Origin of the sequence: Alcanivorax hongdengensis A-11-3, assembly GCF_000300995.1 — a bacterium.
Taxonomy (GTDB): domain Bacteria; phylum Pseudomonadota; class Gammaproteobacteria; order Pseudomonadales; family Alcanivoracaceae; genus Alcanivorax; species Alcanivorax hongdengensis.
The window spans coordinates 20,098-41,024 of the sequence record NZ_AMRJ01000029.1 but is presented as its reverse complement, the minus strand read 5'-3'; the positions used below and the strand labels follow the sequence as shown (position 1 = coordinate 41,024).

The 20,927-nt window shown below is 54.0% G+C and carries 18 protein-coding genes; all 18 read left to right on the top strand.

Going from position 1 to position 20,927, the window contains the following annotated elements; genetic code table 11:
- The first annotated feature begins 239 nt into the window (after window positions 1–239).
- The 18 genes from pyrF to A11A3_RS14390 all read left to right on the top strand — a co-directional run bounded on the left by pyrF (window position 240) and on the right by A11A3_RS14390 (window position 20,383).
- On the top strand, window positions 240–935 hold the full coding sequence (gene pyrF / locus A11A3_RS14470; RefSeq protein WP_008930071.1) for an orotidine-5'-phosphate decarboxylase: 696 nt from the start codon (window positions 240–242) through the stop codon (window positions 933–935).
- 94 nt (window positions 936–1,029) lie between these two features.
- The gene (locus A11A3_RS14465) at window positions 1,030–1,347 is read left to right on the top strand and encodes a ComEA family DNA-binding protein (protein ID WP_008930070.1); all 318 of its coding nucleotides are present in this window, start codon (window positions 1,030–1,032) and stop codon (window positions 1,345–1,347) included.
- A 46-nt stretch (window positions 1,348–1,393) separates the two neighbouring features.
- Window positions 1,394–1,777, top strand: coding sequence for an endonuclease domain-containing protein (locus tag A11A3_RS14460; protein ID WP_008930069.1), 384 nt, complete (start codon window positions 1,394–1,396; stop codon window positions 1,775–1,777).
- A gap of 869 nt (window positions 1,778–2,646) precedes the next feature.
- Window positions 2,647–4,068 (top strand): capsule assembly Wzi family protein, encoded by a 1,422-nt coding sequence (locus A11A3_RS14455; protein ID WP_008930068.1) that lies wholly within the window; start codon window positions 2,647–2,649, stop codon window positions 4,066–4,068.
- A 16-nt stretch (window positions 4,069–4,084) separates the two neighbouring features.
- A complete protein-coding gene (locus A11A3_RS14450) occupies window positions 4,085–5,224 on the top strand; it encodes a polysaccharide export protein (protein ID WP_008930067.1) in 1,140 nt (379 codons plus the stop codon).
- A complete protein-coding gene (locus A11A3_RS14445) occupies window positions 5,224–5,652 on the top strand; it encodes a low molecular weight protein-tyrosine-phosphatase (RefSeq protein ID WP_008930066.1) in 429 nt (142 codons plus the stop codon). The genes A11A3_RS14450 and A11A3_RS14445 overlap by 1 nt, the downstream gene beginning before the upstream one ends.
- 19 nt (window positions 5,653–5,671) lie before the next feature.
- On the top strand, window positions 5,672–7,876 hold the full coding sequence (locus A11A3_RS14440; RefSeq protein WP_040297248.1) for a polysaccharide biosynthesis tyrosine autokinase: 2,205 nt from the start codon (window positions 5,672–5,674) through the stop codon (window positions 7,874–7,876).
- A 44-nt stretch (window positions 7,877–7,920) separates the two neighbouring features.
- Window positions 7,921–9,234: a UDP-N-acetyl-D-glucosamine 6-dehydrogenase gene (gene wbpA / locus A11A3_RS14435; RefSeq protein WP_040297247.1), complete on the top strand. Its 1,314-nt coding sequence runs from the start codon at window positions 7,921–7,923 to the stop codon at window positions 9,232–9,234.
- A 29-nt stretch (window positions 9,235–9,263) separates the two neighbouring features.
- A complete protein-coding gene (locus tag A11A3_RS14430) occupies window positions 9,264–10,211 on the top strand; it encodes a Gfo/Idh/MocA family oxidoreductase (RefSeq protein ID WP_008930062.1) in 948 nt (315 codons plus the stop codon).
- A gap of 14 nt (window positions 10,212–10,225) precedes the next feature.
- Window positions 10,226–10,807, top strand: a complete 582-nt coding sequence (locus A11A3_RS14425; RefSeq protein ID WP_008930061.1) for an acyltransferase — start codon at window positions 10,226–10,228, stop codon at window positions 10,805–10,807.
- A complete protein-coding gene (locus A11A3_RS14420) occupies window positions 10,807–11,895 on the top strand; it encodes a DegT/DnrJ/EryC1/StrS family aminotransferase (RefSeq protein ID WP_008930060.1) in 1,089 nt (362 codons plus the stop codon). Before A11A3_RS14425 ends, A11A3_RS14420 begins: the two co-directional genes overlap by 1 nt.
- A 259-nt stretch (window positions 11,896–12,154) precedes the next feature.
- A complete protein-coding gene (locus tag A11A3_RS14415) occupies window positions 12,155–13,309 on the top strand; it encodes an O-antigen ligase family protein (RefSeq protein ID WP_008930059.1) in 1,155 nt (384 codons plus the stop codon).
- The gene (locus A11A3_RS17820; RefSeq protein ID WP_157375737.1) at window positions 13,300–14,049 is read left to right on the top strand and encodes a hypothetical protein; all 750 of its coding nucleotides are present in this window, start codon (window positions 13,300–13,302) and stop codon (window positions 14,047–14,049) included. The genes A11A3_RS14415 and A11A3_RS17820 overlap by 10 nt, the downstream gene beginning before the upstream one ends.
- Before the next feature lie 8 nt (window positions 14,050–14,057).
- On the top strand, window positions 14,058–15,287 hold the full coding sequence (locus A11A3_RS14410; protein WP_040297245.1) for a glycosyltransferase family 4 protein: 1,230 nt from the start codon (window positions 14,058–14,060) through the stop codon (window positions 15,285–15,287).
- A gap of 12 nt (window positions 15,288–15,299) precedes the next feature.
- On the top strand, window positions 15,300–16,151 hold the full coding sequence (locus A11A3_RS14405; RefSeq protein WP_040297244.1) for a sulfotransferase family protein: 852 nt from the start codon (window positions 15,300–15,302) through the stop codon (window positions 16,149–16,151).
- Window positions 16,138–16,755: a sugar transferase gene (locus tag A11A3_RS14400; protein ID WP_008930056.1), complete on the top strand. Its 618-nt coding sequence runs from the start codon at window positions 16,138–16,140 to the stop codon at window positions 16,753–16,755. Before A11A3_RS14405 ends, A11A3_RS14400 begins: the two co-directional genes overlap by 14 nt.
- Before the next feature lie 38 nt (window positions 16,756–16,793).
- Window positions 16,794–17,975 carry a DegT/DnrJ/EryC1/StrS family aminotransferase gene (locus A11A3_RS14395; protein ID WP_008930055.1) on the top strand — a complete coding sequence of 394 codons (1,182 nt, stop codon included), beginning with the start codon at window positions 16,794–16,796 and terminating at the stop codon, window positions 17,973–17,975.
- A 527-nt stretch (window positions 17,976–18,502) separates the two neighbouring features.
- A complete protein-coding gene (locus A11A3_RS14390; protein WP_008930054.1) occupies window positions 18,503–20,383 on the top strand; it encodes a polysaccharide biosynthesis protein in 1,881 nt (626 codons plus the stop codon).
- Window positions 20,384–20,927 lie beyond the last annotated feature (544 nt).

The window sequence follows — 20,927 nt, the reverse complement described above, 5'->3', positions numbered from 1 at the left end:
CCACCCCAACCCTCCCCTTGGCAGGGGAGGGGGCCCAGTTCCTCCCCCTCAATGAGGGGGAGTCAGAGGGGGTCGCCACCCTGGCTGCTCAAACACCCAACCCCCCCCCAACCCTCCCCTTGGCAGGGGAGGGAGTCCAGGTCCTCCCTCTCAATGAGGGGGAGTTAGAGGGGGTGGCCGACGCCCGGCAAACTGCTACCATACGCGCCCACCAGACCATGCTCACCACGGAGTCCTCCATGCCTACCACCAGCCCCGTTATCGTCGCCCTGGATTATCCGGATCAGGCGCAGGCACTGGCCATGGCCGACAAACTGGACCCGCAAAAAGTCCGCGTCAAAGTGGGCAAGGAAATCTTCACTCGCAGCGGACCGGCCGTGGTCGAAGCCCTCCACGACAAGGGCTTCGAGATCTTTCTGGACCTGAAATTCCACGATATTCCCAACACCGTGGCTGGCGCCGTCCGCGCCGCTGCGGACCTGGGTATCTGGATGGTCAACGTCCACGCCAGCGGCGGGCAGCGCATGATGGAAGCCGCCGCCGAGGCCATCGCCAATCATGGCCAGCGCCCCCAACTGATCGCCGTGACCGTGCTCACCAGCATGGAAGCCGCCGATCTGGCACAGATCGGCATCCATGACGACCCGGCTGTACAGGTGCGCCGCCTGGCCGAGCTGGCCAAAACCGCCGGCATGGACGGTGTGGTCTGCTCCGCCCGGGAAGCGCCCATGCTCAAGGAAGCCTGTGGGCAGGCCTTCAGCCTGGTGACCCCGGGCATTCGTCCCGCCGGCAGCGACGCCGGTGACCAGCGCCGGGTGCTCACCCCGTTGCAGGCCCGGGATGCCGGGGTGGATTACATGGTCATTGGTCGTCCCATTACCCAGGCTGCCGAGCCTACAAAAGTGGTGGACGACATATTACAAAGCCTTGCCTAGGTCTCTTACGTTTCCCTGCGGCGTAAACCGATAAAGGCCGGCTTGCCGGTGCCGTAGTGTCATGGGTTCCCGATAAGCAAAACAAGGAAGACTCATGAAACGGATATGCCAACTGACCCTCGCCATTGTAGCCCTGGTGCTGCTCAACCCGGCCCAGGCCGCCCAGGCTTCCAGTCCGGCGGCTCAGGCCTCGCCGGCGCCGGTACAGGCCCAAGCCGGCAAGATCAACATCAATACCGCCGACAAGGCCGAGCTGGAGGAGCTCAAGGGCGTGGGCCCCAAGACGGCGGATGCCATCATCAGCTGGCGTGAGGCGGAGGGGCCGTTTTCTAGCGCCGATCAACTGCTGGCCATCAAGGGCATCGGTGAGAAGACCCTGGCAGGCATGCGCAGCCAGATAACGGTCCAGTAACGCCTCTGACAGCCCGGTGAACGGCTCACCGGGCGCTTCCTTTCTCATGCCCCGTCTCTTCAATCGAATTTCAGGCAAGCATCGCCGGCAGGCCTTGCGCAGCAAAATGCCGGCCCCGGAGCGACTCTTGTGGCAGCGGCTGCGAGCCGGCCAGCTGGGCGACAAGTTCCGGCGGCAGCATGGCATTGGTGAGTACATCGTCGACTTTTACTGCCCGGGCAAGCGCCTGGTAGTGGAAGTGGATGGTGACAGTCATTATCAGCCCGGCGCCGGGAACTATGACGCGGGCAGAACGGCTTTCCTGGAAGCATGTGGATGTAGGGTGAAGCGCTATACCAATCAGGATGTCATGCAGAATATCGACGGCGTGCTGGATGACATACGCCGGACATTAGCCGCCCTGCCAACACGCCCGGCAAAAATCCGATAAACCGACCCCACCCCAACCCTCCCCCTGGCAGGGGGGGCAGCCAGATCCTCCCCCTCAACGAGGGGGAGTTAGAGGGGGTGTCACCCAAACCGACCCCACCCCAACCCTCCCCCTGGCAGGGGAGGCAGCCAGATCCTCCCCCTCAACGAGGGGGAGTTAGAGGGGGTGTCACCCAAACCGACCCCACCCCAACCCTCCCCCTGGCAGGGGGGGAGCCAGATCCTCCCCCTCCACGAGGGGGAGCCAGAGGGGGTGCCACTCAAACCGACCCCACCCCAACCCTCCCCCTGGCAGGGGGGGAGCCAGATCCTCCCCCTCCACGAGGGGGAGCCAGAGGGGGTGCCACTCAAACCGACCCCACCCCAACCCTCCCCCTGGCAGGGGAGGCAGCCAGATCCTCCCCCTCAACGAGGGGGAGTTAGAGGGGGGTGCCACCCAAACCGACCCCACCCCAACCCTCCCCCTGGCAGGGGAGGCAGCCAGATCCTCCCCCTCAACGAGGGGGAGTTAGAGGGGGGTGCCACCCAAACCGACCCCACCCCAACCCTCCCCTTGGCAGGGGGGGAGACAGTCCTCCCCCTCAATGAGGGGGAGCTAGAGGGGGTAAATGCTCATATTTCCGTCAACGAACCGTACAATCTGTGATAATCGTTCGCATTGCAGTAAACAAACTGTAAAATGCCCCCGATTGTCATATTCATGACAACAACCAGAGCCCATAATCCGGCTCTTCGATCGCCAACACCCCTCTGGATAGGATGTCCCCGGTGCTGCAGTCTCTTAAGTCCCCCGGTCGTGCTTTGTGTTTGCTCGCGGCCTCCCTGCCCGTTCTGAGCCATGCAGCAACGCCCTGGATCCCGGCGGGGGATTTGACAGCCCGCCACCATGTGGAGGCCCTGCAAAGCCAGGGGTGTCTGGATGGCCTGACCCTGACCTGGCCGATTAGCTGGGCAGCGGTGATGAAGAGTTACCGCCTTGCTCAGGCCCGTCTGCCCGAGCCCCGGGCCAGCCAGTGTGCCAACGCCCACGCCCGCTATCTTCAGAACGCACTGGAACAAACTCGCAGCCAGACCCGCGGGAGCATGGTCACCATCGGCGGCGCCAATCAGGAACCGCTCTTCAATGGCTACGGCAGTGTGCCGGAAGACCGCTTTGCCAGTGAGGTGACGGTCTATGGCATGGGCGAGCGCTGGGCCGGGCAGTTGGCGGTCAGCTATGTGGATGGGGATCGCGATACCCAGGAAATCCGGGCTGACGATACCTACCTGGCCGGTGTGGTCGGTAACTGGCAGCTTGGCGTTGGCGCGATCGATCGCTGGTGGGGCCCGGGCTGGCAAAGCTCACTGGCCTTGTCCAACAATGCACGCCCGGTACCGGGCCTGTGGCTGTCACGACAAATACCCTATGCCCCCGAAACCCCCTGGCTCCACTGGATAGGCCCCTGGGATCTGCAGCTGTTTGCCGGTCAGCTGGAACAGAATCGCGCCATCCCGGATGCCAAGCTGCTGGGCGCGCGTTTTGTGTTTCGCCCCTTGCGGTCGCTGCAGATCGGCCTGACACGCCTGGCACAATGGGGAGGGAAGGGGCGCCCACAGGATGCGTCAGCCTTCTGGCATGCGCTGATTGGGCGCGATAACGGTGAAACGTCCGGCCTTAAGCCGGGCCAGGACCCCAGCAATCAGATTGCCGGCTTTGATTTCCGTTATTCCATGACCCCGGCAGGCCTGCCACTAGGCCTTTACGGCCAGGCCATGGGCGAAGACGAAGCAAATGGTTTGCCTTCCAAATTCTCTACCCTGGCGGGTCTGGATCTGGTCACTGCCTTTGGGGCCGGCTCGCAGCGCTATTTCGTGGAAGCGACAGATGCCGTCGCCGGCAGCCTGTCCGGTAACAAACGTTTCAATACTGCGTACGAGCACAGCACCTACCAGAGCGGCTTCCGCTATTATGGGCGCAATATGGCCACCAGCTGGGAAGGGGATGGCCGTGCCATCACGCTGGGTGTGCAGCAATTCTTCCGTAATGGCGTCACCGTGGCTGCCAACCTGTCCCACGCGACCCTGAATCAGGATGGCAAGAAGCGGGCAGTAGTGGTTAACGATGGCGCTGAAATTTTGCAGGCAGCCACCGAACAAGATGTGGACCTGGCGCAACTGCGCCTGGAACACGATTTGCTAGGAGGACGCCTGGCCTGGGTTGCCACCGTGACGGATGAGCCGGTGGTCACTTTCTTCGACAAGCGCGAGCGCTATACCGTCGGCGCCCAATGGACGCGCAATATCAATTGGTAATAAAAGCTGATTCTTTATGCAGATAACCATGAAAAAACTGCTAATGTTCGCCCTGCTGGCAGGTCTATCCGGTTGTACCATTGTACCGGGCTCTCATATTTCCACTTCGCCGGGCTGGTTTGTGGACGAAGATGACGGCAGTGAAGAGGCCGAGCCCCTGCCGGATGTGGTGCAGGTTCACGCCATTACCACCAACGTCCTCGATGGGGATGCCGGCGATAGCAAGTCGCAGCCTGCCCCTGAATTGCTTGAGGAGCCCAGGGATTACGATTACACCATTGGTATCGGTGATGTACTGCAGATCACCGTCTGGGATCACCCGGAACTGACCATCCCCGCGGGCTCCATGCGCAGCCCGTCGGAATCCGGTAACTGGGTGCACAATGATGGCACCGTCTTTTATCCCTACGTGGGCAAGATCAAAGTCGTCGGGCTCAAGGTCACCGAGATTCGTGATCTGATCGCCAAACGAATCTCCGAATACATTGAAAACCCGCAGGTCGATGTGACAGTCGCCGCCTTCCGCAGCCAGCGGGTTTATGTCACCGGGGCGGTCAATCAGCCTGGCGCCTACCCGGTAACCAATGTGCCTCTGCGATTGCTGGACGCCGTGAACGCCGCCGGCGGCCTCAATGAGCTTGCCGATTGGCAGGATGTCACGCTCAGCCGCGGCGGTAAGGAATACCACCTGTCGCTGCGCGCGGTGTATCAGCAGGGCAACCCGGCCTACAACGTTCTGTTACGTCCCGGGGATGTGGTTAACGTGGCCCGCAACGATGACAACAAGGTCTTTGTCATGGGCGCGGTAGCCCAGGCCAAGCCAGTCCCCATGACGCGTAATGGTCTGACCCTGGCTGAAGCTCTGTCGGCTGCCGGTGGTTATACCGAAGATACCGCAGATGCCTCCGGAATCTTCGTGTTGCGCCGGGCGCCGGCCGACAGCGACCATCAGGTAGACCTTTATCAGCTTAATGCCAAAGACGCCACGGCGCTGATTCTGGCGGACGGCTTCCACCTGCACAGCCGCGATATTGTCTACGTAACGACATCGCCCATCGCCCGCTGGAATCGTGTAATCAAGAACATCCTGCCGACCTTCCAGACCATCTATTACGGTGCACTGGCGGCGGATCGGGTCAGGGACCTGGACGAATAATGTTTGAGCGGGTTCTGGTTCTCTGCGATGGCAACATCTGCCGCAGTCCAACGGTAGCGGCACTGCTTGCCCAGCTAAAACCGGGCAAGCAGGTCAGTTCGGCAGGGCTGATTGGCCTTGAGGGGCGAGACATGGATGCCACCGCCCGGGATGTTGCCCGGGAGAACGGCCTGGAATGCGGCCCCCATGTAGCCCGCAAGCTCAATGGCGATCTGTGCCGAGAGGCCGACCTGATTCTGGTGATGGAAACCCGTCAGCGTGATCGCCTGATCCAGCAGTATCCACAAGCCAGCGGCAAGACGTTTCTGCTCAGTCACTGGAATGGCGGTCACGACATTCCCGACCCTTACAAACGCAGCCGGGATGTGTTTGAGCAGATATATCCGATGATGCACAAGGCCACCGAGGCCTGGGCCAACAAAATTTGATGTGGGGAAACAACAAGTAATGAGTGATCAACCACAAAAAAAGGCAGGGCGAATGGCCGCCATGAACGATGAAATCGACCTTCAGCGTCTCTGGGGTTTACTGGTTGACCATCGCTGGTTGATTGTCGGCACCACCCTGGTGGCGCTGCTTCTGGGGTTGGCCTATGGTTTTCTGGCTACCCCGGTGTACAAGGCCGACGGCTTGCTGCAGGTCGAGGAAAAACAGGGGGGCATGCCCGGCTTTGACGAGCTCAACGAATTATTTTCCCAGGAATCCTCCGCCGATGCGGAAATCCAGTTGATCCGCTCCCGCATGGTGCTGGGCCAGGTCATCGATCAACTGAAAATGGATATCAACGTTCGGCCGGACCGTATGCCACTGCTGGGTCGCTTCACGGCCCCTGATCCGGTTGGCCCCTTTGTCCCCGTCCCCCTGTTTGCCGGCTACCGGGACAGTGATACCTTCCTGACCGTCAAAGCCTTCGATGTCTCTGAAGACCTGGAAGGCGAGGACTTTACGCTGGTCAACAACGATGGCCAGCCAGCGCTATATCTGGATGATGAGCTGATAGCGACGGGGCCGGCGAGCCAGCCTCTGAAGAGCCAGGATGGCCGTGTCTCACTGGTGCTTAACGAGTGGCAGCAGGGCGATGAAGTCATCTTACTGACCAAACAGGCAAGAGCAGAGGCCGTAAATAACCTGCGTAACAGGCTTTCACTCTCTGAGCAGGGTAAAGGTACCGGCATTATCAGCATCAGTATTACCGGCACCAATAAAGAGCGTATTCGCAAAATACTGGATGCCATCAATCAGACCTATTTGTTGCAGAATATCAAGCGCATGTCTGCGGAAGCCGAAAACAGCCTCGACTTTCTTGATGACCAGTTGCCTAAAATCAAAGACAAGCTCAATAGTGCTGAACAAAAGCTCAATGACTACCGGCTGAAGAGTGAGTCCGTGGATATTTCCATGGAGACCCAGTCCGTACTGGAGCGGTTGGTGGCCATCGAGGGCAAGCTCAATGAGCTGAAAATCAAGGAAAGCGAGGTGGCTGCTCGTTTTACCAAGGAGCACCCGGCCTATCGCACACTTATTGAGCAACGAGCCTCACTGGAAAATGAGAAACAGGATCTCAATAAACAGATCAAGGCATTGCCGGAAACGCAGCAAGAAGTACTGCGACTGATGCGCGATGTCGAGGTAAACCAGGAGATTTATGTAGGCCTTTTAAATAAAGTGCAGGAACTGCGCATCATGAAGGCCAGCACGGTCGGCAGTGTTCGTATTATTGATGATGCCCTCGTGCAGCCAGAACCGATAAAACCGAAAAAACTTTTGCTGGCGGTCCTGGCCGCGATGTTGGGTGCAATGGGCTCTGTGGGTTATGTGTTACTCAATGCCGCGCTGAAAAAAGGTGTCGAAAGTCCCGAGCAGCTGGAAGAACAGGGTATTTCCGTCTATGCCGCGATTCCGCTTTCTGAGCAACAGCAGACAGTGGATCGCCTAGCTGCCCTTAAACGTCGTCGCAAGAAAGACAAGCATACTCCGCTGGAATTATTGGCATTGACGGATCCCGCAGATCTTGCCATTGAGGCATTGCGCAGTCTGCGTACCAGTCTGCATTTCGCGATGATGGAAGCGAGTAACAAAGTGCTAATGATTTCCGGCCCGAGCCCGGGGGGGGGCAAATCCTTTGTTTCGGCAAACCTGGCGGCGGTACTGGCACAGGTAGGGCAGAGAGTAGTACTGATTGATACTGATATGCGCAAGGGGCATTTGCATCGCTACTTTGGCAATAGTAATGAAAAGGGCTTGTCCGACTTTCTTTCTGGCCAGCAGGAAATCCAGTCCGTATTGCAACATTCTTCCATTGATAATCTGGACTTTATTTCTCGCGGCCAGATTCCGCCAAACCCCTCTGAATTATTGATGCACCCGCGCTTTAGTCAGCTAATGCAAGCATTGTCTCAGGATTATGATCTAGTGCTGGTGGACACCCCACCGATTCTGGCGGTAACGGATGCTGCAATCGTCGGCCAGCAGGCCGGTACCAGCCTGATTATCGCCCGTTATGGCGTTAATTCTGCCAAGGAAGTGGACGTGACACTAACGCGATTCGCCCAGAACAATGTTGAAGTAAAAGGCGCAATTCTTAATTGCTTGGAACGTCGCACTTCGACTGAATATGGCTACTATAGTTACGAGTACCGCAGCGATAGCTAAACGCAAAGATGAGGTGCTCACAGAAAAACAGGAGAAATGAAAACATGTCGAGCTACAAGGATGCTCTCCTCAAAAAAATCGAAACCAGAGAGGCGGTTATCGGTATAGTTGGTTTAGGGTACGTGGGCCTGCCACTTATGATTCGATATAATGCTATCGGGTTTCGTGTAATTGGAATTGATATTGATGTCGGCAAGGTAGAAAAGTTAAACCGGGGTGAGACCTACATCGAACATATCCATGCTTCTCAAATACAAAGTGCTTGTCAATCAGGTTTTGAAGCTACTAATGACTTTGCTCGGGCGCGAGAGTGTGATGCACTTATACTATGTGTTCCCACTCCATTGAATAAATATCGCGAGCCTGATATGAGTTTCGTGATTAATACAGTGGATGCTTTGAAACCCCATTTTCGTTCTGGTCATCTTCTTTCGCTGGAAAGCACTACATACCCTGGTACCACTGAAGAAGAGTTGTTGCCACGCGCGGAAGATAGTGGCTTGAAAGCCGGTGAGGATATTTTTCTGGTCTACTCGCCAGAACGGGAAGACCCGGGCAACCCTAATTTCGAAACGCGCACTATCCCCAAAGTCGTGGGAGGGCACACTGAAAATTGCCGTGCCGTTGGTGAGGCCCTTTATAAGCCAGCTATCGATAAGGTGGTACTGGTGAGCAGCACCAAGGTCGCGGAAATGACCAAACTGCTGGAAAACATCCATCGTGCCGTGAATATCGGCCTGGTGAATGAAATGAAGGTGGTAGCCGACCGGATGGGTATCGATATTTTCGAAGTGGTGGATGCCGCCGCGACCAAACCCTTCGGGTTCACACCTTATTATCCCGGCCCAGGCCTGGGTGGGCACTGTATACCCATCGACCCATTCTACCTGACCTGGAAAGCCCGCGAATACGGCCTGCACACCCGCTTTATCGAACTTTCCGGTGAGGTAAATCAGGCCATGCCAGAGTATGTGGTGTCGAAAACCATGGATGGCCTCAACGATCAAGGCAAAGCCCTGAAGGGCAGCAGGGTGCTGGTGCTGGGAATCGCCTACAAGAAAAACGTGGATGATATGCGTGAATCTCCCTCTGTGGCGATTATGGAACTGCTGGAAGCCAAAGGTGCTCAAGTTGCCTACAGCGATCCCCACGTGCTCCATTTTCCCAAAATGCGCGAACACCATTTCGAGCTGTCCAGCGAACCGCTGACGGCGGAGAATCTCGCCAGTTTTGATGCTGTCGTACTGGCAACAGACCATGACCGGTTTGATTACGAACTGATTCTTGAGCATGCCCCCATCCTGGTGGATACCCGTGGAAAATACCGGGCAGCCAATAAAACCGTGATCAAAGCCTAATCAAGAGAGTGGAAAGCAGACTAATGAAGATGAAAAATTTCGCACTGATCGGTGCCGCCGGCTATATCGCACCGCGGCACATGAAAGCCATCAAGGAAACCGGTAACCACCTGTCCGTGGGTTACGACATCAACGATTCCGTTGGCATCATCGATTCCATCTCTCCTGAGAGTGAATTCTTTACCGAGTTCGAACGTTTTCAGGAACATGCCTGGCGCTTGAAGCGTAATCCGGAAACCGCGCTGGATTATGTGGCCGTATGCTCGCCTAACTACCTGCACCATCCGCACATTGCCGCAGGCCTGCGCCTGGGCTGTGATGTCATCTGTGAAAAGCCGCTGGTCCCCACCGCCGCCCTGCTGGATGAGCTGGCACTGGTAGAAAAGGAAACCGACAAAAAGGTCTACAACATCCTGCAGCTTCGTCACCACCAGGCCATCCTGGGGCTCAAGGACAAAGTAGCCAAGGAAAACAAAAGCGGCAAGTATGAAGTCGAGCTGACTTACATCACCTCACGCGGCAAATGGTACATGGAAAGCTGGAAAGGCGATCCGCGCAAATCCTTTGGTGTGGCCACCAATATCGGTGTACATTTCTTCGATATGTTGCACTTCGTGTTCGGCAAGCTGCAGAAAAACGTGCTGCACTATGCCACCGAGAACAAGGCCGCAGGTTATCTGGAATACGAAAAAGCCCGGGTGCCCTGGTTCCTGTCTATCGATGCCAATGATCTGCCAGACAGCGTCAAAGGCAAGCAGCCCACCTACCGTTCCATCACCGTGGATGGCGAAGAAATCGAGTTCTCCCAGGGCTTCACAGACCTGCACACCATCAGCTACGAAGAAATCCTCAAAGGCAATGGCTACGGAATTGAAGATGCCCGCCATTGTGTGGAAACCGTGGAATACATTCGTACCGCTCCCGCCGTGGCGGCTGACGCGGGCGAAGGCCACCCCTTCCTGTCACGTCTGCTTTAACGGAGGCCCGAATCATGGACTATCAGGTACATGCCAGCGCCATCGTTGATGAGGGTGCAGAAATTGGCGCGGGCTCTCGTGTATGGCATTTCGTTCATGTGTGCGGCGGCGCGCGCATTGGCAAGAATGTCTCCATGGGCCAGAACGTCTTTATCGGCAACAAGGTCACTATTGCGGATAACTGCAAAATCCAGAACAACGTATCGGTTTACGACAACGTGCACCTGGAAGAAGGTGTCTTCTGTGGCCCGAGCATGGTCTTCACCAACGTGTATAACCCTCGCTCCCTGATCGAACGCAAGGATGAGTACCGCGATACCCTGGTGAAAAAGGGCGCTACGTTAGGGGCCAATTGCACCATCGTCTGCGGTGTGACTATCGGCCGTTTTGCTTTTGTCGGCGCAGGCGCGGTCATCAATAAAGATGTCCCGGACTATGCCCTGATGGTGGGCGTGCCCGGCAAGCAAATCGGCTGGATGAGCGAGTTCGGTGAGCAGCTGGATCTTCCCGTCACTGGCGACGGCGAAACACGCTGCCAGCATACCGGTGCCATTTACCGGCTCAGCAACGGCATTCTGGAAAAAGGTGAAGCCTGATGCAGTTTATCGATCTCGCCGCCCAGCAAGCGCGCATTAAAGACAAAATTGATGCAAGCATTCAGCGGGTACTGGCCCATGGCCAGTATATCCTGGGGCCAGAAGTGGCAGAGCTGGAAGAAAAACTGGCCGCGTTCGCTGGCGCAAAGCACTGCATCACCTGCGCCAACGGTACCGATGCGCTGCAAATCGCCCAGATGGCGTTTGGTATTGGCCCGGGTGATGAAGTCATTACCCCCGGCTTCACCTATATTGCCACAGCAGAAACGGTTGCCGTGCTGGGGGCCAAGCCAGTCTATGTGGATATTGATCCCAGAACCTACAATCTGGACCCGGAAAAACTGGAAGCGGCCATCACCCCGCGCACCAAGGCCATTATCCCGGTTTCTCTCTATGGCCAGTGCGCCGATTTCGATGCCATTAATGCCATCGCAGACAAGCATGGTATTCCTGTTATCGAAGATGCCGCCCAGAGTTTTGGGGCCACCTATAAAGGCAAGCGCTCCTGTAACCTGAGCACCGTGGCCACCACCAGCTTCTTCCCCAGCAAGCCTCTGGGTTGCTATGGCGATGGCGGGGCCATTTTCACCAATGATGACGAATTGGCCGTGATCCTGCGGCAAATCGCCCGTCACGGCCAGGACCGCCGCTATCACCACATTCGCGTGGGCGTGAACAGCCGCCTGGATACTCTGCAAGCCGCTATTCTGCTGCCCAAGCTGGACATCTTTGCGGAAGAGTTGAGCCTGAGACAACAAGTCGCCGAGCGCTATACCGAACAGCTTGGCGCTGCGGGTATTGAGGTTCCTTATGTGGCAAGCCACAACACCAGCGCCTGGGCTCAATACACCGTAAGGGTGGATAACCGGGAAACTGTACAAGCAGCGCTCAAAGAGCAGGGTATCCCCACTGCGGTGCATTATCCGATCCCGCTGAATCGACAGCCGGCGGTAGAAGACACAGTGGCGTCGCTCCCAGTCGGTGATCGCATGGCAGAGCAGGTGATGAGTCTTCCCATGCATCCTTATCTGTCTGAGTCAGATCAGGCTCAAATTGTAACTGCGTTGAATTTGGTCTTGCAGGAATGAAATTCATCGCAAGTCAAACTCGGGCAGCTAACCAAGAAAACGAGCACCTCCGAGGCGTCAAGTAAGCAACGCTCACAACCACAACGATGTAGCATCAATAGTAACTTTAATGGTGGCTGTGTAGTTTTTTGGGCTGGAATTTTAGGTGTGGGGGTTTGGGCGATTGACTTCTCCCTTAGATGCCATTTGTCCTATTGATAGAGTGGTTGGTAATAGATAAAGGCGGTCGTGAGTTGGATTTGCAAGAGGTTATTTCGCAGTGAGGTCCTTCCTTGGTAAGGAAATATGGGTTTGTTTTTTCCTTGGTGTCTCAGTTTATTTGGGGCTGGCCACTGGTTCTGTTTTTCCAGTTGGAGATGACGCTTTATTTGTGGTTTTTATCGCGTTCATTTATTTTTTTTCCATGCTGTTGGCTGTGCAAGGTTTAGGTGTTTTTGCGAGGTTTAGAGATTATTTTTTTCTTTGTGTTCCGGTTTCTTTTTGCTTGCTTGTTTCTCTTTTTAGAGCAGAGGAGCCCGGTTATGCTATTGAGAAAATTGAGGGTGCAATTTTAATTACTTTGATTGTGGGGCCTTTGCTCTCTTTTTTGATGGGGCGAATAGGGAAGGATGGGGCAATTTTTGTTTTTTTGATTGTGGCCCTAATGTTTCTTTTTTTGACGGTTCTTTATAAAGCAAAATTTGGATTCTTTGATAGGTCTGTTCGGTATTTTATTAATGGTCCGATTGTTTATGGTTGGATTATGGGGTATTGCGCAGTTCTTGCCATTTACCTTTTAAATGAAGGTCATAATAAAAAAGTCCTTTATCCTGTTTTAATTGCGTTTGTTTTTGCGATGCTGTGGACAAAGTCTAAAGGGCCTGTGGTTGCATTTTCTGCGGTTTTTCTTGTTGTTTCATACAAGTGGCTGCGCATAAAAGACTTGGCGGTGATAGCGGCTGCGTTTGCCCTGTTTTCTTATCTTTATAGTGGCGATATAGCTGATTATTTTTCTAGGTTTTCAGTGTTTTCAAGATTGATAAAAGGGGATGTTTCAGAGGCGGATGCGGGCTCAATTTCGGCAAGGCTGGAAATGTTGGATGTTTCGCTGAGGATCTTCATGGAGTACCCAGTTTGGGGTGTTGGAATAGGGAACTGGAAGCACTTCTCAGAAATGGAATACTGGTATCCGCATAATATATTTTTTGAAATTCTCTCGGAAATGGGGATTGTTGGTCTTGGCGTTTTCTTGACTGTTATTTTGTATCTGTTCGTTAGGGGGGGGTGGTTGTCAAAAATATCGATTATATACTTTGTTTTATGCAGTAGCTTTAGTGGGGATTTGTCATATTTGCGGTTTTTATTGGTTTTTTCTATGGGGTTCTTAATTGCTGACCGTAGGTTCTATTTGGAGAGGAATGATAAATGTATATAGTTTGGATTGTTTCCTTTTCCTTTGGGTTGTTTGTTTTTTTGGATGTTTTGTCAGCAATGCCTAGGATGGCTGGCTCAATTATTGGGCTCAATGGATTGGCATATTCATTTCAGGTAATGGTTGCAACATTAAAAAGAGTTCTCATAGTTACTTACCCACCTTTTGTCGGGCTTGCGGCATTGAAAGGGGGGGCGGAATTGGTGGTGCTAGCAATCGCGGGTTCTTATTTTCTAGGCATGATCTCTGTAACGTTGTGTTTTGCAATAAGAGTTCCTCTTGTTTCATTCTTTTGTGCAGCTATATCAAGCTATGGTGATGGTGTTGGGTTGTGGAAGGCAGTTAGAAATGGTTATGCAAATCGCAAAAAATGGAAGGGAGATGTGATTGAAAAAATTTGGCCGTATAGAGGTTTTTCTGCATTAAAGTCGATGGATTATGGTGTTTTTATTCCTGCTGTTTGGATATTTTTTTTCTATGGGGCTTCCGTTTTTGTGGTTAATTTGGTCTCGCTAAAATTCCCTGATCTCTCCCCAGTTATTCTCCAGACGACAGGGTTTGTTAATGCTCTTGGTACTTTGGCGTTGGCTTTTTATCTTGATCCCAAGATATCTGTAAGATACGAAAATAAAAAATCTGTTTTTTCGGTTTCTTATTCGATTGTTGGGGCTCATGTTGTAAATTTATTTTTAGTTGGTCCTGCATTTTTTTTGTTTGTGGTTGTTTTCTTTGATTATATTTAGGGTGTGGCATGACCTCCAAAGCTAGGGTTTGGATTATTAATCAGTATGCATCAACTCCTGAGGTGGGTATGGGAGGGCGTCACTACTATTTGGCTCGGAGCCTTGCTTCACAGGGTTTCGATGTCACTTTGGTTTCAGCAAGTTTTGGGCATAAAATGCGCAAGCCTCCCCTTGTCACTAATAGATTTACTACTAGTGAGCAAGATGGATTTGATATTGTTTGGGTTAGGGTTTTTAAGTATTTAGGGTCAGGAAGTCCTGTCCGTATTTTGAACTGGTTTCTTTTCGCCTTTTACTTGCGTTTTCTTCCTGCTTTCTTATCTGAAAAGCCTGATGCCGTTTACTACTCCTCACCATCCCTTATTGGTTACTTGGGCGCGGAGCGATTGGCGAAGAAATTTGGTGCAAAGCTTTTCTTCGAAATCAGGGATATATGGCCTTTAACACTGCAAAAGCTGGGAGGCTACACTAAAAATAATCCATTGATACGTTTTATGTATTGGGTGGAGCGACGAGCTTATAAAAATGCGGATGTATTAATTTCAAACCTTCAAGGAGCCGGGAAGCATATAGCGAATATGGCTGGCCAATCTGACAACTTCGTATGGGTTCCGAACGGCGTTTTGGTTGGCGAGGTATCTTCTCCTGACCCGTTGCCATCTAGCTTTCAGGATGAAATCAAGAAATGGAAGTTCGTTGTGGGTTATACGGGGGCGATTGGTAAAGTCAATGCGATCAATGTTCTTGTGGAGGCGGCTGATTTAATCAAGGAGTCACATCCAGATATCGGGTTTGTTGCTATAGGCGAGGGTGAGCAGAAGAAGCACCTCATGTCCCGCGTTGCGGACGCGAACATGAGCAACTTTACTTTCCTGGCGCCTGTTGCAAAGTCTCAAGTCCAAAGTGCTCTGTCATTATTTGATGCACTCTATTTAGGGTGGCTTGATGATGATTTGTATGACTTTGGTATTGGTGCAAACAAAATACCGGAGTATCTCTATTCTCAAAGACCGGTGATTCATTCCTATTCAGGTGGTTGCGACCCAATAGAGGCGTCTGGTGCAGGAGTCACTATTCCCGCAGAGGATGCTAGAAAATTAGCCAAGGCCATCGTTGATCTTTACGAGATGACACCTGAAGAGCGTCTTTCTTTGGGTGAGAAAGGCAGAGCTTATGCGCTTGAAAATTATGATTTTGATAAGCTCTCACTTAAAATTTCTGAATTGATTCGTTCTTAAGTAAGGAAATATATGGAAAGCGTAGTCATTATTGGAGCGCCTCGCTCAGGAACGAATATGCTGCGGGATGTATTAACGACCTTTGAAGGTGTTGATACATGGCCTTGCGATGAAATTAACTACATCTGGCGGCACGGTAATGTCCGTTATCCGTCTGATGAGATCCCGGCTGATCAGGCTTCTCCAGCGGTAAAGAAATATATTCGTGGCCGTTTTGAGCATATCGCCAAACAGACTGCCGCCGAAGTTGTGGTAGAGAAAACCTGCGCAAACTCATTGCGGGTTCCCTTTGTTGATGCCGTTGTCCCTGAAGCCAAATATCTTTTTATCTACAGGGACGGCATTGATGCTACTGGCTCTGCCAAGTTGCGGTGGACAGCCAAGTTGGATATTCCCTACATCCTCGAAAAAGTCCGTTTTGTTCCCAAAATGGACTTGCCTTATTACGCATTACGCTACTTTTGGGCGCGTTTTTATCGCTTCTTTTCCAAGGAAAAGCGCCTCGCGTTTTGGGGGCCAGCTTTGGATGATATGCAGGATATTCTCCAGAAACATGATCTGGATGAGGTTTGCGCACTCCAATGGCAAAAGTGTGTAGAGCAATCAGAGAATGCCTTCTCCACTATGCCTGAGGGTAAAGTGCTCCGTATTCGTTACGAGGATTTTGTCCGGGCCCCGAAGGAAGAACTAAAGCGGATTCTCGACTTTATGGGAAGAGAGGTATCCGACGAGTCGATATCCAGTGCTGTGTCAGGGGTTTCCGCCAAAAGCCTTGGGAAGGGGCGGCAATCCCTGGGAGAGGCGAAAGTGAAGCAACTCGAAGAGCTGGTTGGGGACACCCTGAGGCGTTATGACTATCTCTAAACTTGCGTTGTCACCGGTGCAGTCGTTTCTAAAGCGCTCGTTTGATTTTCTGGTTGCTCTTGCCGGGCTGATGGCTGTCTGGTGGCTAATTCTTATTGCCTACATTGCAGCTACGCTGGATACCCGCAGCAGCGGTTTTTTTATCCAGAGTCGGGTGGGGAAAGGTGGAAGAGTCTTCAAAGTAGTGAAGATCAAGACCATGCGGCCTGATGATAAGACGACCACTACGGTAACGCAGTCTGGCGATCCCAGAATTACCCCTCTGGGCGCTTTCTTTAGGAAGACAAAAATTGATGAGTTACCCCAGCTTTGGAATGTTCTGCTGGGGCAGATGAGTTTTGTTGGACCGCGACCGGATGTTCCAGGATATGCAGACAGGCTGGAAGGTGAAGACCGGGCGGTCCTTTCCCTTCGCCCTGGTATTACTGGGCCTGCTACCTTGAAATATCGGGATGAGGAGGAAATTCTGGCTGCGCAGGATGATCCTGAACGTTATAACCGTGAAGTCATTTATCCCGATAAAGTACAAATTAATCTCCAGTATATTCGGGACTGGTCTTTCTCCGGTGATCTACGCTACATCCTTGCAACGGTTCTGGGCTGATTGCTCAGCGCTCTAATGGCTTTATAAGAGTACGATCTATGCTAAACGGCCCGTTTTCTCCCTGGCCTTCCTTTACCCCGGAAGAAGCCGATGCGGTTTCTCGCGTGTTACTTTCCAATCAGGTGAATTATTGGACCGGCCAGGAAGGGCGTGAATTCGAGCGAGAGTTTGCTGCCTTTGCCGGTACCGAGTATGCCATTGCGGTGGCCAACGGCACCTTGGCGCTGGATCTGGCCTTGCAGGGGCTGGGTATTGGTGCCGGTGATGAAGTGGTGGTGACGCCGCGTACTTTCCTGGCGTCTGCCACGTCAGTGATCAATGCCGGTGCTACACCGGTGTTTGCTGATGTGGATGCGGATACCCAGAACATTACTCCTGACACCGTTGCTGCGGTGATTACTCCGAACACCAAGGCGATTGTGTGTGTGCACCTGGCCGGTTGGCCTTGTGACATGGATGGCATGATGGCGCTGGCTGAACAGCACGGGCTGTTTGTGATTGAAGATTGTGCCCAGGCTCATGGCGCAACTTATAAGGGCAAGCCCGTGGGAGGCTTGGGCCATGTGGGTTGCTGGTCTTTCTGTCAGGACAAGATCATGAGCACCGGCGGCGAGGGTGGCATGGTCACCTGTAATGATCGTGAGCTGTGGTCACGCATGTGGAGCTTCAAGGATCACGGCAAAAGCTGGGATGCGGTGTATGAACGTGAGCATCCGCCAGGGTTTCGCTGGCTACATGAATCTGTAGGGACTAATTGGCGTTTGACCGAAATGCAGTCTGCCATTGGTCGTATTCAATTGCAGAGGATGCCGGAGTGGACCTCCGTGCGCCAGGCCCATTGCCAGGCAATATGGGAAACAGCGGCATCTCTACCTGGATTACGCGTGCCGGTGGTGCCGGAGGATATTGGGCATGCGGGTTACAAGTGCTATGTGTTTGTTGATGAGGCGGTGGTTGGGCAGTCAGTAGCCGCTGAGGTCCGTGACCGAATTATGAATGCGATTGTGGCGGAAGGTGTGCCGTGTTTTTCTGGGTCCTGTTCTGAGGTGTATCTAGAGAAAGCGTTTACGGATCTTGGCCTTGGCCCGCAGGAACGATTGCCTGTGGCTAGGGCGCTGGGGGAGTCATCGTTGATGTTCCTGGTGCATCCAACACTTTCTGCCGCCGAGATTGAGAAGACATGCTCTGTTATCGAGCAGGTTGTCAGGCGGTTTAGCTGACGTTTTTCCTGCTGTCGTTTCCGTTTCTCTTTTGCGGCGCTCCCATTTCTGGCTGTCATATTTTGAGGGTATCCTTCGCAGTGTTGCGGCCGTTTGAGATGTGGTGTTTTGAGTTTAGGATGATTACCCCCTCTGGCTCCCCCTCATTGAGGGGGAGGATGGTGTTGGGGCCCGGCGTTCTATTAAGGTAGGGGCGATCGAAGGTGGGCCCTGTCTCGGTATGTAATTAATCGCAAAATTTGTGTCGATGTGCTGCGTATTGTCGTGTTGTGAATAGATCCTGGCAGGATATGTCACGGTTGCGGCTGAACAAGGTTCATTGTGTTGTGGGAATTGGATAATGGGCAAAAGAGTCTATAATGTCTCACCTGCCTCAAGGTGTAGGTTGGGTCATGCCCTTTTGGTTAACTTTTGCGCTGATGTATTGACCCTATTGGTCACATGGAAGGACCCCGATGCCAAGTAAGATGCTTTACCCTCCGGTTTCCCGCCTGATTTCAATGTCACGGACTGGCAAGCGCGGGATCATGCTGGCGGCTGACCTGGTCGCCATTCCTATGATGGTCTGGTTGGCTTTTGCCTTGCGGCTCAATGAGTTATCGCCGGCGATTCATGATCACTGGTTGTTTGTTGCAGCTCCCGTCACCTTGATTCCTGTCTTGTACCTGGCCGGGTTTTACCGGTCTATTGTCCGATATCTGGGCGCCGAGGTGGCCTGGTCCATGTTTGTGGGCGTATCAATATCGGTGTGTATGCTGGCGGCGGCCTCCTACATGCTTCCCGAGGTTACGGTGCCACGGTCCGTGTTTCTCATCTGGGGGGCGCTGAGTCTGCTTTACCTTGCGGGCAGCCGATTCCTGATGCGGCGTTTCCTGGTGTATGTCCTGGGCGGGGCGCTGGATCGCCAGCCAGTGGCCGTTTTTGGTGCTGGTGCTGCCGGTGCCCAGCTGGTTGCGGCCCTGCAATCCAGCGCGGAGTTTTTCCCTGCCATGGTGGTTGATGATGCGTCCAACAAGCAGGGCACCCTGCTGGCCGGGGTGCCGGTGGTTGGGCGCAAGGCTCTGGAAGTTGCCGCAAAGAGCGGGCGGGTGACGGCCGTTTTGATGGCTGTGCCGACCCTTAGCAAGGCGGGGCGTATGGCGATCGTGCGTTGGCTTGAGACGCTTAATCTGCGCGTTCAGACGGTGCCGGCCTTCACGGATATTGCCAGTGGTAAGGCCCGCATCGAAGAAGTCCGAGATATTTCCATTGAAGATCTGCTGGGCCGGGATGCGGTGCCGCCGCGCGCTGATCTGCTGCACCGCTGCATCAGTGGCAAGCATGTGCTGGTAACCGGGGCAGGGGGGTCCATCGGCAGTGAGCTGTGCAGGCAGATTCTCAAGCTCAAGCCGGCATGCCTGATTCTTTTCGAGCAGAGTGAATTCAGTCTCTATGCCATCGAGAAGGAGTTGGCCCAGTCCATCAAGGCGTCTGGCATGCAGGTGGAACTGAAATCCATGCTGGGGTCGGTGATCAATCGCGGTCATGTCGAGCGTGTATGCCGGGAATACCGTATTGATACGGTTTACCATGCGGCGGCTTACAAGCATGTGCCGATTGTCGAAAACAACCCTTCGGCGGGGGTGCGCAACAACATCGTGGGCACGCTTGAGGCCGCTCAGGGAGCGGAAGCCGCCGGGGTGAAACATTTTATTCTGGTTTCCACCGACAAGGCTGTTCGCCCGACCAATGTGATGGGGGCCACCAAGCGCTTCGCGGAACTGGTGCTACAGGCCATGGCGGATCGCGGTTCAGACACCATTTTTTCCATGGTCCGGTTCGGTAATGTCTTGGGCTCTTCCGGATCGGTAGTGCCTTTGTTCCGTGATCAGATTCAAAAGGGCGGGCCGGTAACGGTGACTCATCCTGATGTGATCCGTTATTTCATGACGATCCCTGAAGCGTCTCAGCTGGTGATCCAGGCGGGGGCCATGGCCAGAGGCGGTGAGGTTTTTGTTCTTGATATGGGCGAGCCGGTTCGGATTCTGGATCTGGCAAAGACGATGATTCATCTTATGGGGCTGTCTGTTAAGGATGAGCAGAACCCGAATGGGGACATCGAGATCGCCTTTACCGGCCTGCGGCCCGGCGAGAAGCTTTACGAAGAGCTTTTGATTGGAGAGTGCAGTGTCGGCACCGAGCATGAAATGATCATGCAGGCCACTGAAGAACGTCTGAGCTGGGATGAAATCCAGTTTGCTCTGGAGGCTTTCCGCAAAGCCCTGGAAAAAGGCGACAAGGCAGCTATCAAGGCGTTGCTGCGTAGTTATGTGGCCGGCTATCAGCCTGGCTCCAGTGGCGACAAGCCGCTGGAAACGCTGCAGTTCCGGCAATTGCCTAGACTGGCGGCTGCTAATCTGCCGGATTGAGTACCCCCTCTGGCTCCCCCTCAACGAGGGGGAGGACCTTTCGTTCGCTCCCCTGGTAAGGAGAGTGCTGCGGTGGGGTCGGTTCGATTCGATTGAAGTGACCCCCTCTGGCTCCCCCTCGTTGAGGGGGAGGACCATTCGCTCGCTCCCCTGGTAAGGGGAGGGCTCAGGTGAGGTCGGTTGGATTCGCTTGAAGAGACCCCCTCTGGCTCCCCCTCGTTGAGGGGGAGGACCTTTCGCTCGCTCCGCTGGTAAGGGGAGTGCTGCGGTGGGGTCGGTTGGATTCGATTGAAGTGACCCCCTCTGGCTCCCCCTCGTTGAGGGGGAGGATCTTTCGCTCGCTTCCCTGGTAAGGGGAGGGCTGCGGTGGGGTCGGTTGGACTCGATTGAAGTGACCCCCTCTGGCTCCCCCTCGTTGAGGGGGAGGACCGTTCGCTCGCTCCGCTGGCAAGGGGAGGGATAAGGTGAGGTCGGTTGGACTCGATTGAAGAGACCCCCTCTGGCTCCCCCTCGTTGAGGGGGAGGACCGTTCGCTCGCTCCGCT

What these genes read in the sequence shown, in the direction of transcription:
- pyrF (WP_008930071.1), top strand. Translation starts at nt 240, where the DNA reads ATGCCTACCACCAGCCCCGTTATCGTCGCCCTGGATTATCCGGATCAG.
- A11A3_RS14465 (WP_008930070.1), top strand. Translation starts at nt 1,030, where the DNA reads ATGAAACGGATATGCCAACTGACCCTCGCCATTGTAGCCCTGGTGCTG.
- A11A3_RS14460 (WP_008930069.1), top strand. Translation starts at nt 1,394, where the DNA reads ATGCCCCGTCTCTTCAATCGAATTTCAGGCAAGCATCGCCGGCAGGCC.
- A11A3_RS14450 (WP_008930067.1), top strand. Translation starts at nt 4,085, where the DNA reads ATGCAGATAACCATGAAAAAACTGCTAATGTTCGCCCTGCTGGCAGGT.
- A11A3_RS14445 (WP_008930066.1), top strand. Translation starts at nt 5,224, where the DNA reads ATGTTTGAGCGGGTTCTGGTTCTCTGCGATGGCAACATCTGCCGCAGT.
- A11A3_RS14440 (WP_040297248.1), top strand. Translation starts at nt 5,672, where the DNA reads ATGAGTGATCAACCACAAAAAAAGGCAGGGCGAATGGCCGCCATGAAC.
- wbpA (WP_040297247.1), top strand. Translation starts at nt 7,921, where the DNA reads ATGTCGAGCTACAAGGATGCTCTCCTCAAAAAAATCGAAACCAGAGAG.
- A11A3_RS14430 (WP_008930062.1), top strand. Translation starts at nt 9,264, where the DNA reads ATGAAAAATTTCGCACTGATCGGTGCCGCCGGCTATATCGCACCGCGG.
- A11A3_RS14425 (WP_008930061.1), top strand. Translation starts at nt 10,226, where the DNA reads ATGGACTATCAGGTACATGCCAGCGCCATCGTTGATGAGGGTGCAGAA.
- A11A3_RS14420 (WP_008930060.1), top strand. Translation starts at nt 10,807, where the DNA reads ATGCAGTTTATCGATCTCGCCGCCCAGCAAGCGCGCATTAAAGACAAA.
- A11A3_RS17820 (WP_157375737.1), top strand. Translation starts at nt 13,300, where the DNA reads ATGTATATAGTTTGGATTGTTTCCTTTTCCTTTGGGTTGTTTGTTTTT.
- A11A3_RS14410 (WP_040297245.1), top strand. Translation starts at nt 14,058, where the DNA reads ATGACCTCCAAAGCTAGGGTTTGGATTATTAATCAGTATGCATCAACT.
- A11A3_RS14405 (WP_040297244.1), top strand. Translation starts at nt 15,300, where the DNA reads ATGGAAAGCGTAGTCATTATTGGAGCGCCTCGCTCAGGAACGAATATG.
- A11A3_RS14400 (WP_008930056.1), top strand. Translation starts at nt 16,138, where the DNA reads ATGACTATCTCTAAACTTGCGTTGTCACCGGTGCAGTCGTTTCTAAAG.
- A11A3_RS14395 (WP_008930055.1), top strand. Translation starts at nt 16,794, where the DNA reads ATGCTAAACGGCCCGTTTTCTCCCTGGCCTTCCTTTACCCCGGAAGAA.
- A11A3_RS14390 (WP_008930054.1), top strand. Translation starts at nt 18,503, where the DNA reads ATGCTGGCGGCTGACCTGGTCGCCATTCCTATGATGGTCTGGTTGGCT.